We start from the raw sequence: 14,082 nt of genomic DNA on the forward strand, positions 1-14,082 counted from the left end.
TTCATCACCTCAATCCTATTTGGTACACCTTACTAATATACTCGCTTACCATCCTGTGGGTGTTGAAAAAGGGTCCCACGGTGGCTATGGAGTTCTTCATCATGAATACCCACTGGTCTTTGCTGGTGTAGTACATGGGCAGTATAACATAGGCGAGCTTCCCGTATATGTCCTCCAGGTCTTCCTCGTCATTAGACTCGGACATATCGCTCCAGCTGGGTCTGGGACCTATTCCCCAGCCATTTATGCCCTCTATGCCACCCTCCAGCCACCAGCCATCCCATGTGGAGAAGTTTAAAACTCCGTTCATGGCAGCCTTCATACCGCTGGTGCCACAAGCCTCATAGGGTCTTTTGGGATTGTTGAGCCACACATCGCACCCAGCCACCAGAAGCTTTGCCATGTCTATGCTGTAGTTTTCAAGGAAGGCAACCTTCACTTTGCTGGTTCTTTGTTTTAGAGCCTGAATTTTTGAGAATATGTCCGCTATCATCTCCTTGCCCATCGAGTCCTTGGGATGAGCTTTGCCTGCAAAGACTATCTGAAGCTCCCCGAAGTGCTCCGCTACGTAGATGAGCCTGTCTATATCTCTGAGTATTAGGTTGTTCCTCTTGTAGGCTGTGACCCTCCTTGCCACTCCTATGGTCAGCACATCATCGCTGAAACCAGCTCCTGTTGTCTTGTTTATGTAGTTTACAAGCTCGTTCTTGACTTTGTTGTGCTTTTTGAGAAGAAGTTCAGAAGGCACTCTGTAGACCTGATTTAGCAACACCGGGTTTTCGTCCCACGCGGGCATGTATTCGTTGAAAAGCTCCTGAAGCTCGGGATGTATCCACCTTCTGTGGTATACGCCGTTGGTTACATACTCAAGCTCACAGGGACCCTCTGTGGGAACTTGGTCTATCAGTATGTTTTTTGTCACAAACATGTGCTTGTAGGATACTGCGTTTACCTTGCAGGAGTATCTCAGGGCAAAAGCGGACAGGTTTAGAAAGCCGTCAATGGCTTCCTTGTTCCAGTCTATGTGGTCATAGAGCTTTAACTCCTGCTTTACCATGTCTATGGGGAATTTGTCGTGTCCTGCAGGCACAGGCGTGTGAGTGGTAAAAACGCATCTGCTTCTTACCTTCTGGAAGTCTCCCAGCTCTCTCAGAAGCTCCACCACCAGCAGGGCGGAGTGGCTCTCGTTTTTGTGATAAACGCTTATGTTGTATCCGAGAGCTTTCAAAACCCTGTAACCTCCTATACCCAGAAGCATCTCCTGCCTGAGCCTGTATAGACCCTCGTCAAGGTATAGCCTTTCGTTGAGCCTCCTTATGTCCGGCTCATTCCCGGGAATGTCCGTATCCAGAAAAATGACCTTTATGTCTCCGTGCCCCCTCAGTGTGTACTCCCAGGCTCTAACTTTCTGCTCCTTATCGCCAAAGTGCATCCTCACTTCCACATCAAGGGGGGTGAGTACTTTCTTATAATCCCAGAGAGTGTCAAAATCCAGCTGCATCCCGTGATGCGTTATCTTTTGAAGCGTATAACCTTTCTTGTAGAGGAGGGTGATACAAACTGCGGGAATGCTCAGGTCCGCAAAGGAGTAGAGGGTATCACCCGCAAGGGTTCCAAGTCCTCCACTGTATGTGGGTATTCTATCCTCAAGACCAAGCTCCATCACAAAATACGCTATCATAGCTTTAACCCGGCGGAGTATATTTTGACAAAGTACTCGCTCACCATCCTGTAAGTGTTAAAACACGGGCCTACAGTTGCTATGCTGTTTTTCATAAGCTTTACCCACTCATCCTGATAGTTATAATACATGGGCAGTATTATGTGCTGGAGTTTTCCGTATATGTCCTCCAGGTCTTCCTCGTCATTAGACTCGGACATATCGCTCCAGCTGGGTCTGGGACCTATTCCCCAGCCGTTTATGCCCTCTATGCCACCCTCCAGCCACCAGCCATCCCATGTGGAGAGGTTTAAAACTCCGTTCATGGCAGCCTTCATACCGCTGGTGCCACAAGCTTCGTAGGGTCTTTTGGGATTGTTGAGCCACACATCGCACCCAGCCACCAGAAGCTTTGCCAGACCTATACCGTAGTTTTCCAAAAAGACCATCCTCAGGCTCTTTGTTTTACTTTTTGCATAGCTTATCTTGTCGTTTATGTCCTTTATGATAGCCTTGCCATCGCTGTCCGCAGGGTGAGCTCTGCCGGCAAAGACCACCTGAAGACATCCGAACCTCTCGGATATTCTTATGAGCCTGTCTATGTCTTTGAGTATGAGGTTGTTTCTCTTGTAGGCTGTTATTCTCCTTGCTATACACAGTATGGGACACTCGGGCACGAAACTAACATCGTAATTTTTGTTTATAAAGGTGATCAGTCTCTCCTTAGCTTCTGAGTGAGCCTTGAGGAGTTCTATGGATGGTATGTCATGAGCCTGTTTGAGAAGGGCAGGGTTATCATCCCATCCTAGTATGTATCTGTCAAAGAGGTCCTTCATCTCCTCGCACACCCATCTTCTGTGATAAACTCCGTTGGTGATGTAGTCTACATCTCTGAAGGCATAGCTCCTGCGGGTTATAAACCTGTGCCTTAAGGATACCGCATTTACTATGGAGCTGTACCTGGCACTCAGAAGAGAAAGGTCCAGCTGACCATCGTCTGTTGCCTCCTTCTCCCAATCTATGCCATCATACATCTTCAGGTATTCCTTCACCATACTTAATGGGAAGGTGTCATGCCCAACCGGTAGGGAGGTGTGGGTGGTAAAGACTACCTTTTTTTTCACATCTTCAACATCTTTGCTCTCTTTCAAAAGCTCAAACAGCAAAAAGGCAGAATGACTTTCGTTTATGTGATAAAGGGCTATATCGTACCCCAGAGCCTTAAGAGCCCTATAACCCCCAATACCGAGGACTACCTCCTGTATGAGCCTTCTCTCCTTGTCGCTGTAATAGAGCCTTTGAAAGGCTTCTCTCACTTTTTCATCATTACCATCAAGGTCGCCGTCAAGGAAAAGCACCTTTATGTCCCTCTTACCCTTTACCGTGTACTCCCACACCCGTAGCTTCTGCTTTCTTTCTCCTATAGGCACTTCCACTTCAACCGATAGAGGTCTTAACACTTCCTGGTAGTCCCAAATATCCTCCAAGTCAGCCTGCCTTCCATCCTTGGCTATCTTCTGGTAAACATATCCCTTCTTGTACAAAAGAGTCACGCAGACCGCAGGTATGCCAAGGTCAGCAAAGGTAAGTATGGTATCACCTATTAGAGTGCCAAGTCCACCGCTGTAGGTAGGTATACTCTCCTCCAGCCCTACTTCCATCACAAAATAAGCTATCATTTGAGAATATATTTTAACGCATGAGATTTATAAGCACAGACATAACCTGCAGGCTTGACAGCCTTCCCTGGTGCAGGTTTCACACCATGTTCGTACTGGCTCTTGGCATCACATGGGTGCTGGATGCCTTTGAAGTGGTGATAGTCAGCGCAGTCCTAAAGCCCATGTCTAAAGCTTTGAACTTTACACCTACCCAGAGCTCTCTTATGGTAAGCGGTTTTCTTCTGGGAGCTATAATTGGCTCCTTTCTCTTTGGTTATCTGGCGGACAAATACGGCAGGAAAAAGCTGTTTCTTCTTACTCTTCTGCTATATGCAGGAGGGACTTTTCTTACGGGCTTTGCCAACAGCTTTGAATCAGCTCTTTTTTTTAGAATAATTGCGGGTGCAGGCATAGGTGGTGAGTTTGCAGCCATCCACTCAGCCATAGATGAGTTTGTGCCTTCAAGACATAGGGGAAAGGTGGACGGTACAATTTCTGCACTCTGGAACTTGGGGAGCGTGCTGGCATCACTGAGCGCATCTCTCATACTTTCTTACTTTCATGAAGAGTTTGCATGGCGATTTGCCTTCTTGTTGGGAGGAGTTTTGGCTCTTGCGGTTCTCTTCGTAAGGCTGTATGTTCCCGAATCTCCAAGATGGCTTCTTTCAAAAGGAAGAGTGCAGGAAGCTGAAAGCATAGTCCAGAGGTTGGAGAAGATGGCGGGAGGACGCTATAGCATTCAAAAGTGCGATATTCCAGTGTTTGAAGGAAGCATTTGGAATGCTACCAAGCTCATACTTTCTAGCTACAGGTGGCGCTTTGTGTTTAGCTCTCTCATGAGCATCACCATACTCTCTGCATACTACGGACTGATAACTCTCATACCAACCAGCTTCTCCTCAGCCTTTGGCTTTAGCAGTCAGGAAATTCCCGGGATTCTTCTGGTGGGAAGTCTGGGTGGTCTTGTGGGAGGTCTTGCAGTGGCTTTCATGAACGATGCTTTGGGGCGCAAAATCACCGGCTCTTTGGTGAGCTTTTTAGCCTTTCTTCTTTCTCTGCTTTTCCTCTCGCCTTTAGACTTTAACAACGTTTACTTTGCCTACTCCCTAATAGCTTTTTCCTTCGCCTCTGTAGCTTATGTTTCCTCAACGGAGATATACCCATCCTACCTTCGGGCTTATGCCATAGGACTGTTTTCGGTTATAGGGAGGGTTTCGGGAGCTCTTTCACCCGTACTTCTTGTAAAACTCTCCTCTCTGGACTATGCCTACGGCGTTCTGGGGCTTTCTCTCTTTTGGCTTTTGGGGTTCCTAGCTTTTCTGGTGTGGGCTATAAAGGGCAAGGAAGCCAAGGGAAAGAGCATAGAGGAGATAACCTAAACATGACCACAAATATAGACTTTCCTCGGTGAGTCAAAAGTCAAGGTTGATAAATCTGCAGCCAAGCCTTCCTGCACTTTTCACATAGCACTCTCCAAGAGTGCAGTATAGGTAGTCCCTTCCTTGTTTGGTCCTCACTCTGCATTTACCTGCACTCTCGTTATAGACGCTCACAAATCGCAAGCCCCTTTTGGTTTCTTCAACCATGTAGTAGCCACCCCCACCCTTAGAATTGGGTTCACAGCCAGAATACCTAACTATGTAGTACTTTTTGCCTGGATAGAAGTCTCCTCCGTATATTTCTTCTACAACTAAACTATCTTCTATCATACTATCCTTTCCGAAGCTGGTAAAGGACGGACAGGGCTTGCACTCAAGCCTTCCATCCTTACTCCGACCTACTTTGTTAAGGCAAGCGGCTTTGAGAAGCTCCAAGGTTAGTTTTTCGTTGTCTTTTGGTTTTATTGTTTTAGCATCAGGCTCTGCAAATTCGGGGTCTGGCTTTTCTTCCAGCAGACCATCTTTGTATACAAACAACTTGGGCTCATCATAGGAAGGTATTTTAACCAATATGGAGCCATCCTCTGTTCTTACTTCCGTTGCAGGAAAGCAGTTATCAAACCTTTGGCTCAATCCAACTTCTTTGTTGGGCTTCAGAGTTAAAAAAGCGTATTCTACTATACAAGTATTTCCACCTGTAGCAAAAGTTAATAACAGAAGGAGATTTTCACCCACTTTAAAAGCTTTTTTAATACTCAAGCCAAAGCACTCTTCCTCCTTATGAATGGATTTATCTCTGTGCTTAAGGATGCACTCTACTCTTAAGCCTTGTTTATCTTCTATGTTTTTTACTGATACCGAGAAACTGTCTACCGTATTTCCATCTTGTTTGATATTATAAACTTTCTCGTCTTTCCCAATTTCTAATACATCCATCTGAAGTTCTACCGCACTGTATTGTACGGAATTTTTACTTGCTTGACTTTCCTGCGCTTTGTTGCCCTGATCCTGCTGTGAGCATCCCCCCGTCAGAAGACCCAAAGAAATGGCGAAAACTGCTGCTTGCCTTACCCAATAGCCTTTTGCATGCCCTGCCTTACACTGCACTGCACTACTTATCTTATAGCAAACTTTCCTAAAACAGTTTGATTGTACATAGAAAGCCATTGAATGGACCATGTGCCAAATGCCAGTGGTTTTATAATTTAACCCATGAGAATAATCCTGTTTTCCGGCAAGGGTGGAGTTGGGAAAACCACCATATCCGCCGCTACCGCTTACAGGCTCTCTCAGTTGGGCTACAAGACTATAGTGGTATCTTTGGACCCAGCTCACAGTCTGGGGGATGCTTTTGACATTCCGGAGAGCGAAAAGGTAAAGGCTAAGGGACTTCCCATAAAGATAAACGAAAAGCTATACATACAGGAGATAGACATACAGGAGGAGTTAGATAGGTATTGGGGGGATGTTTACAGGTTTCTGGAGCTTCTTTTCAACACAACTGGGCTTGACCAGGTGGTTTCGGAAGAGTTGGCGGTGCTTCCCGGCATGGAGGAGGTTACCAGTCTTCTTTATGTGAACAAGTATTACAGGGAGAAGGAGTTTGACGTGCTTGTGCTGGACCTTCCACCCACCGGCGAGTCTCTGCGCTTTGTCTCCATGCCTACGGTTCTCAAGTGGTATATGAAGAAGGTCTTTAACGTAGAAAGGACTATACTAAAGGTGGCAAGACCAGTAGCCAGAAGGCTTACAGATGTGCCCCTGCCCGATGACTCTTACTTTCAGGCTCTTGAAAACTTCTATGAGAAGCTAAAAGGAGTGGATGAGATTCTCATAGACCCAGAGACCACATCGGTGAGAATAGTGGCAAATCCAGAAAAGATGGTGCTGAAAGAGAGCCAAAGAGCTTTTATGTACTTCAACCTCTTTGGTGTGAACGTGGATGCAGTTATTATCAACAAAGTGCTGTCTCCTGAGCTGGAAGGGTGCGAGCATCTATCCAGGTGGGTGCTGACTCAGAAAAAGTACCTTAATGAGATGTCCGCGCTGTTTGCACCTGTACCTATATTCAGGGTTCCCCTGCTGGAGGACGAGGTGGTGGGTCCTGAAAGACTTAGCATACTTGCCAGTATGATATATGGGGATACAGACCCATCAAGGGTGCTGTTCAAAGAAAAGCCCTACGAGTTTGTGCAGGAAGGAAACAGGTATCTGGTTAAACTCAGAGCGCCCTTCCTCACAAAGGAGGGGCTTACAGTTCTTAAGAGCGACGGAGAGATCACCATAAGGTGGAGAAACTTCAAAAGCCACATAATGCTACCCAGAAAGCTCAGAAATTATGACCCAGTTGGAGCTAAGATAGACAAAGGCTATCTCATCATAGAGCTTGTCAGCGAAAAAATCTCATCTTGATCAACATAGTTTTAAGTATATATTTATATATGAATACTTATTCAAGGGGGTGAACATGGAAAGCCTCTACCACATATACAGGCGGAGGGGTTACACCAGGAGAGATTTTTTAAAATCAGTTCTTCTTCTCAGCGCAGTTTTGGGTTTTCCTCCCACCTCTTTCGGTCAGGCGGTTAAAGCTCTTGAGTTAAAGCCTAAACCTGTAGTCATATGGCTTGAGTTTCAGGACTGTGCGGGATGCACCGAGTCTTTTATCAGAAGCACCAGCATACTACCCTCGGATGTGCTTTTGGATTACATCTCTCTTGAGTATCACGAGACTCTGATGTCACCTTCAGGCTTTTATGCAGAGGAGGCAAAGAGGGAAGCTATAGAAAAATACAAAGGTAAATACATACTCATAGTTGAAGGGTCTGTATCTCCTAGGAACAAGGGTGTTTACTGCACAGTATCGGGAAAATCTAATGTGGAGCTTCTTAAAGAAGCAGCGCAGAATGCTGGACTGGTAATAGCAGTAGGTAGCTGTGCAAGCTGGGGAGGCATTCCTCATGCTGAACCCAATCCTACAGGAGCAGTTCCTGTTAGCCAGATTCTTGGAGACAGACAGGTGGTAAACATACCCGGCTGTCCACCCATAAGCGATGTGATGGTGGCGGTTATAGCGGGTTTTGTGATAACTGGAAAACCTCCAGAGCTTGACAGTATGGGAAGACCAAAGACCTTTTATGGACAGACAATACACGACAGGTGCTACAGAAGACCCTTCTACAATGCAGGCAAGTTAGCCGGTTCCTTTGACGACGAGAGTGCAAGGAAAGGATACTGCCTGTACAAACTGGGCTGTAAGGGTCCAATAACGAGAAACGCCTGCGCAACTATAAGGTGGAATGGAGGTCTCAGCTTTCCCATTCAGTCAGGCCACCCTTGCTTTGGATGTTCTGAGCCAAACTTCTGGGATAGGGGCTTTATATACTCTCCCCTGTCTGTGGTAGAGGGGGGTTTTGGCTGGAAGGGGATTCTTGCAGGTGTTGCCACAGGTGTTGCTTTAGGTGCAGCTTCCGCTGCCATAAACAAAAAGTTCAGGGAGAAGTAAGATGGGCGATACCACCTTTTACGACTTGGTGAGGGGTCCACTGCTGAGGTTTGCGCTGTTTATATTTTTTGCAGGCATATCCTACAGATTCTTCCGTGTGGTTTTTCTGGGACTTCCACCAGATTACGCCAAGCCTAAGGGAAATCCTTACTACATGGCTGTGAAGAAAATAGTCATCAAACCTACCATGGGTTGGACTTTCAACGAAATATTCTCAAGGAGAGCGGTAAACTTCATAGGAGGATTTCTGTTTCACCTGGGTTTTCTGGGGCTTACCTTCTTTGTTCCCGCTCATGCTCTTCTGTGGCGGGAGATAACGGGTTTACCCATACCCACCATACCCAATCTTTTGGGAGACATACTTGCCTATGCGGCGCTCGGCTCTTTATTGGCTCTTACTATACACAGGATGCTAAATCCGGTACTTAAACTGCTAACGGGCAAGGACGAATACTTTGCCAACTTTCTCATAGGAGCAATCCTCTTTACCGGTCTACTTGCCACCAAGTGGGCGGGAGGAGGCTTTTATGTGTGGATACTTTCTACCCACATGCTCCTTGCGGACCTTCTGATCATCTACATACCCTTCAGCAGACTTTCCCACTTTGTCTATTACTTCCTTTCTGTAGGCTTTATGGGATGGAACGCGGGTAAAAGGGGCGTATCCTTTTAGAGGAGGTTTGGTATGCTTGTAGAATCAAAGGAAGAGATAGGTCAGGAGGAGATAGAGAAGTTTTACGAATTTTGCAAAAAGAGCATAAATACAGAAGTGGCTTCATACTTAGAAGCTTGTGTAAGATGCGGGATATGTGCAGAAGCATGTCTCTTTTACATGGGTGAGAATGTATCTGGGAGGATAGACCCCACACTGACGCCAGCTTATAAGGCGGACCTGCTCAGGGACATATACAAGGAAAATTACACTTTTGTAGGTAGGATAAAGCGTTTACTTGGTTTTGGAGTAAAGATCACACCAGAGGACTTAAGAGAGCAGATAAAGCTCGCCTTTTATACATGTACCAACTGTGATAGATGCACGAAGGCATGCCCTATGGGTATAGATACGCCAAAGCTTGTAAGCATAGTGAGGGGAGCCTTAACTTACGCTGGACTTACCCCCAAGGACCTTGCGGATGCTACAAACCTTTCAGTAGAGAAGGGGAGTCCTCTTGGTGTGGACATTCCCACTTTTCTCAAAAGGATAGAGTTCATATCCGAGGAGTACGAGGTGGAGATGCCTGTTGATAAAAGACCTTCCGAGTATCTTTACATACCATCATCCATTGAGCTTATGAAGTTTCCCTCCTCCGTTGCCTCCGCCGCAAAAGTCTTAAACAGTTCTGGTGTGAGCTGGACTCTCTCCACAGTTGCTCACGAAGCCACAAACTTTGGATTGTTCGCTCAGAGTAAAGAAGTTACTAAGGAGATGATAAGAAGAGTTTTGGAAGGCGCGAAGGAGTTAGAAGTTAAGTATATAATCGCTCCGGAGTGTGGACATGCCTACCAATCTATGAGATTTATCGCTCCCAATGTATTCCCAAAAGAATGGAAGTTTGAGGTGCTGAACATAGTGGAGTTCATAGACAGAATGATAAAGGAAGGAAAGCTTACTATAAAAAGGAAGGTTCTGAAGGAGAGAGCAACCCTTCATGACTCCTGCCAGATAGGCAGAAGGGGTGGCGTTCTAAGAGAGCCTAGAAAGATACTGAGCATAATAGCAGAAAACTTTAAAGATTCCGTTGTTATACCGGAGCATAACATATGCTGTGGTGGTGGGGGTGGAGTGCTTGTCATAAAGGATGCGGACTACTATAGACAGAAGGGTTTTATATCCAAAATGACTCTCTTTGATAAGGCAGGCGCAAAGACCATAGTATGTTACTGTGCTAACTGTATGCTTGCCCTCAATATGGGTACTCAGGAGCTAAAAAGGGATTACAAGTTCGTGAGCATAGTAGACCTTGTAGCGGAAGCTATAAAGGAGGAGGAAGGATGAGCAGGTTAGTGATAGACCCTGTAACGAGGATAGAGGGGCACCTAAGAATAGAGGCGGAGCTTGAAGGAAACAGGGTTAAGTCTGCCTACTCTTCAGGCACTATGGTAAGGGGCATAGAGATAATACTGAAGGGTAGGGACCCGAGGGAAGCCTGGGCTTTTGCTCAGAGGATATGCGGAGTCTGTACAACGGTACATGCCTTTGCATCCATAAGGGCTGTGGAGGATGCTTTAAAAATAAAAGTTCCCAGAAACGCTTCCCTGATTAGAAAACTCATGATAGGCACACTTTTTGTGCACGACCATGTGGTGCACTTTTACCACCTTCACGCACTTGACTGGGTCAATCCTATACAGGCGCTGAAAGCTGACCCTGTAAAAACCTCAGAGCTTGCTCAAAAACTCTCGGATTACGAAAAGTCCTCACCTTCCTACTTTAAAGAGGTGCAGGATAAAATACGTCAGCAGGTTGAGAGAAAACAGCTTGGTATCTTCAGCAGGGGCTACTGGGACCATCCTGATTACAGACTGCCACCTGAGGCCAATCTCATGGCGGTAGCCCACTATCTGGATGCTCTTAACTGGCAGACCAAAATAGTTCAGGTCCACACCATCTTTGGTGGTAAGAACCCTCACCCCAACTTTGTGGTAGGCGGTATGGCTTGTCCCATAGACCTTCAGAGCGATACAGCCATAAACATGGACAAGCTTGGGAGGATAAAGAGCCTCATAGACTCTATGATAGAATTCGTGGAGAAGGTATACCTGCCAGACCTTATAGCTATAGCAAGCTTTTATAAAGACTGGTTTGAAAAGGGTGAGGGTGTGAAAAACTTTCTGGTCCTTGGAGAGCCTGAAGGCGACTCCCACAGGGAAGGTAAGTTCTTTATCCCTCCCACTTTTATAAGGGATAGGAATTTGGAGAATTACGAAGATGTGGACTATTCTAAGATAGAGGAGTATGTAACTCACAGCTATTACAAGTACTCGGTGGGGGACGAGAGAGGTCTTCATCCCTTTGAAGGTGAAACTGTCTTACACTACACAGGTCCTGAGCCACCTTATCAACAGCTCAATGTGGAAGGCAAATACAGCTGGCTGAAGGCACCGAGATACAGGGGACTCCCTGCCGAAGTGGGACCCCTTGCGAGGATTTTGGCTTTATACGCGAGGGATGAGCATGGTGCAAGAGAGCTGGTAAACTCTTACCTTTCAAAACTTGGACTTCCTGTAAATGCTCTGTACTCTACCATGGGCAGAACTCTGGCAAGGGGTATAGAAACATACATCTACGCTCACGCAATAAGGAGCTATTATGACCAGCTTGTGCAGAATGTAAAATCCGGAGACTCCACCACCTTTAATGGGGAGAAGTGGGAGCCCTCTACATGGGAAAAGGATGCGAAAGGTTTAGGTCTCATGGAAGCACCAAGGGGATCTCTCTCTCACTGGGTTCATATAAAGGATGGTAAGATAGCCAACTATCAGGCTGTAGTTCCCACTACATGGAATGGCTCTCCAAGGGATGCTAAAGGACAACCATCACCTTACGAGGCTTCGCTTGTGGGGCACGAGCTTGTAAATCCAAAAGAACCATTGGAAATAATAAGAACTATTCACTCTTTTGACCCATGCCTTGCCTGTGCTGTGCACCTTTACTCGGATACGGAAGATACCATAATCAAGATAACATAGTGCCCCTCAGTGTTATGTCCCCGCTCACCACTTTTTTCTCTCCTTGAGCGGTCATGAGGACAAGGTAGCCCTCCGGAGAGAGGTCTGCGAGTATGCCAACGGTGGGAGGGTCCGTGTAAAGGACAACCTCCTCACCCAAAAATAGAAGCCTTTTTTTAACTTCCTCTCTAAGGACTTGAAATCCCCTTTCTTTCAAAAGGTCAAGGTTTTTATCTATCCTGTCAAGAAGCTTTAAAAGCACATCAGCCAAATGATATTCTCTGCCCGATACCAAAAGTAAGGATGTTGCCTGCAAGCTCTCGGTAAATCTCTTTTGATTCACATTTAGACCTATACCTATCAAAGTTCTGTCTTTTGTCTTTTCAACTAAGATGCCACATATCTTTTTGCCACCAATATAAACATCGTTTACCCACTTGATGCTTGCCAGAAAGCCATAGTCCTCAAGCATCTGGCACACAGAAAGAGCTATCGCTAAGGGTAGAGTTTGCTCGTCTTTAAAGGTTTCGGTAAGCGGGAAGCTAAAGTATAGCCCACCCTCATCCGACTGCCAGCTTCTTCCGTACCTTCCTCTCCCTTTTGTCTGCCTTCTTGCCACCACTACGCAGTTAATACTCTTTTCCTTGAGCCAGTCCTGCGTGGAGCTTACCTCTTCAAGCCACACAAGAGAGTAAAACCTGCTCATGAGAGGAAGCTTATGGCTTGTTTTAGCGCATTTATTACCCTGTCTATCTCCTCGTAAGATATAACCAGGGGCATCATCAGCACCATCACATCCCCCAGAGGTCTCAGAAAAACCCCCATCTCCCTGCACCTGTAGGCTACCTTAAAGCCCGTTCGCTCTCCATAAGGGAAAGGCTCTCCCTTTTCTTTGTCTTTTACCAGCTCTATGCCAGCCATAAACCCAAGCTGACGCACATCACCCACATGCTTTAGCTCCCAGAATTCCTTTAGCCTTCTGGTCAGATACTCTATCTTAGGCTGGAGCTTTTCTAAAGTTTTTTCCTCTTCAAATACCTCAAGGTTGGCAAGAGCTACGGCGCAGGCAAGATTGTTGCCCGTGTAAGTGTGTCCGTGATAAAAGTGCTTCTTCTCGCCAAATTCTCCCAGAAAAGCCTCAAAGACCTCCTGTGTGGTCAGCGTTGCTGCAAGAGGCAGGTATCCCCCTGTGAGACCCTTGCCCAGACACATAAAGTCTGGACTTACCCCCTCCTGCTGGCAGTAGAACATAGAGCCAGTCCTTCCAAAACCTGTTGCCACCTCGTCCACAATAAGCAGAGTGTTGTATTTTCTTGCTAGCTCCCTAACACCCTTTAAAAAGCCCTTGGGGAATGGTAGCATGCCCGCCGCTGCCTGAATGCCAGCCTCCAGACTGACTGCCACCACATCCTCACCCCTTTCTTTCAGAATTTCTTCCACCATACTAAGAAGCTCATCCCTGCACTCGTCGCAGAGCTTGCCGTATCTTTCCTTACAGTAGAGATAAGGGGAGGGAAGTTTTAGAGTTTCAAAAAGTAAATCCTTGTAAGTGCCGTGAAAGAGGTCTATACCCCCTATGCTGACAGCCCCTATAGTATCACCGTGATAAGCTTCCGAGAGGGTTATGAAGGTTTTCCTTCTTTCTCCCTTGTTTCTCCAGTACTGGTAAGCGAGCTTTATGGCAATTTCTACAGCTTCCGCACCGTCCTCAGAGTAGAAAACCTTGGTAAGACCTTCTGGAGCTATTTCTATAAGCTTTTTTGCCAGAAGTATAGCTGGTACATTGGAAGAGCCTAAGGTGGTAGTATGAGCCACTTTTTGAAGCTGGTCAATTATGGCTTTATTTAGCTTGGGGTGATTGTGCCCATGCACATTGCACCAAAGAGAAGATATAGCATCTATAAACTTTCTTCCTTTTATGTCGTAAAGATAAACCCCTTCTCCCTTTTCAAATATGAGGTTTTCCTCCTCTCTGTAAACCTTCATCTGGGTAAAGGGATGCCAGAAGTACTCTTTGTCCCACCTATCTAAGGTCTCAAAGTCAAGCATACCTATATTATACGGAATCGCCTTACTTATGTTAATTCCCCGTTAAGGAATGTGTCATATGCTTTAATTAAAGCCCCTACCTCAGCACCTCCCATCACCTCAGCCTTCTGGACGCCTCTCCTGGCGTCCCCCTCTTTTGTTGCAACCCATGTGAAAAAA

Annotated in this window: 11 protein-coding genes; 6 read left to right on the forward strand and 5 right to left on the reverse strand. The window is 46.2% G+C overall.

Annotated elements, in window-relative coordinates; all coding sequences use genetic code 11:
- Positions 1-4: 4 nt before the first annotated feature.
- Together glgP (HTH_RS00445) and glgP (HTH_RS00450) are read right to left on the reverse strand one after the other, a co-directional pair.
- A complete protein-coding gene (gene glgP / locus HTH_RS00445) occupies positions 5-1,681 on the reverse strand; it encodes an alpha-glucan family phosphorylase (protein WP_012962737.1) in 1,677 nt (558 codons plus the stop codon).
- A complete protein-coding gene (glgP, locus tag HTH_RS00450) occupies positions 1,678-3,339 on the reverse strand; it encodes an alpha-glucan family phosphorylase (protein WP_012962738.1) in 1,662 nt (553 codons plus the stop codon). The genes glgP (HTH_RS00445) and glgP (HTH_RS00450) overlap by 4 nt, the downstream gene beginning before the upstream one ends.
- Positions 3,340-3,359: 20 nt before the next feature.
- Here glgP (HTH_RS00450) and HTH_RS00455 point away from each other — a divergent pair, with 20 nt between their 5' ends.
- Complete coding sequence (locus HTH_RS00455) at positions 3,360-4,700, forward strand: MFS transporter (protein ID WP_012962739.1); 1,341 nt, start codon at positions 3,360-3,362, stop codon at positions 4,698-4,700.
- A 33-nt stretch (positions 4,701-4,733) separates the two neighbouring features.
- Here the strand turns inward: HTH_RS00455 and HTH_RS00460 are convergent, their stop codons facing one another.
- A complete protein-coding gene (locus HTH_RS00460) occupies positions 4,734-5,807 on the reverse strand; it encodes a hypothetical protein (protein WP_232500442.1) in 1,074 nt (357 codons plus the stop codon).
- A 105-nt stretch (positions 5,808-5,912) separates the two neighbouring features.
- On the opposite strand from HTH_RS00460, the gene HTH_RS00465 reads away from it, so the two are divergent.
- From HTH_RS00465 to HTH_RS00485, 5 genes are read left to right on the forward strand one after another with little or no spacing between them, the layout of a single operon-like run.
- Entirely contained in the window at positions 5,913-7,112 is a 1,200-nt protein-coding gene (locus HTH_RS00465) for a TRC40/GET3/ArsA family transport-energizing ATPase (protein WP_012962741.1), read from the forward strand.
- 55 nt (positions 7,113-7,167) lie between these two features.
- Positions 7,168-8,205: a hydrogenase small subunit gene (locus tag HTH_RS00470; protein WP_012962742.1), complete on the forward strand. Its 1,038-nt coding sequence runs from the start codon at positions 7,168-7,170 to the stop codon at positions 8,203-8,205.
- A 1-nt stretch (position 8,206) separates the two neighbouring features.
- Entirely contained in the window at positions 8,207-8,878 is a 672-nt protein-coding gene (locus HTH_RS00475) for a hypothetical protein (RefSeq protein ID WP_012962743.1), read from the forward strand.
- Positions 8,879-8,890: 12 nt separating this feature from the next.
- Entirely contained in the window at positions 8,891-10,201 is a 1,311-nt protein-coding gene (locus HTH_RS00480) for a (Fe-S)-binding protein (RefSeq protein WP_012962744.1), read from the forward strand.
- On the forward strand, positions 10,198-11,895 hold the full coding sequence (locus tag HTH_RS00485) for a nickel-dependent hydrogenase large subunit (RefSeq protein WP_012962745.1): 1,698 nt from the start codon (positions 10,198-10,200) through the stop codon (positions 11,893-11,895). Before HTH_RS00480 ends, HTH_RS00485 begins: the two co-directional genes overlap by 4 nt.
- On the opposite strand, the gene HTH_RS00490 is transcribed toward HTH_RS00485, so the two are convergent.
- Entirely contained in the window at positions 11,882-12,580 is a 699-nt protein-coding gene (locus HTH_RS00490; protein ID WP_012962746.1) for a biotin--[acetyl-CoA-carboxylase] ligase, read from the reverse strand. The two genes, HTH_RS00485 and HTH_RS00490, sit on opposite strands and share 14 nt — an antisense overlap.
- Positions 12,577-13,923 carry an adenosylmethionine--8-amino-7-oxononanoate transaminase gene (bioA, locus tag HTH_RS00495; protein ID WP_012962747.1) on the reverse strand — a complete coding sequence of 449 codons (1,347 nt, stop codon included), beginning with the start codon at positions 13,921-13,923 and terminating at the stop codon, positions 12,577-12,579. The genes HTH_RS00490 and bioA overlap by 4 nt, the downstream gene beginning before the upstream one ends.
- Positions 13,924-14,082 lie beyond the last annotated feature (159 nt).

Source organism: Hydrogenobacter thermophilus TK-6, assembly GCF_000010785.1.
GTDB classification, from domain to species: Bacteria; Aquificota; Aquificia; order Aquificales; family Aquificaceae; genus Hydrogenobacter; species Hydrogenobacter thermophilus.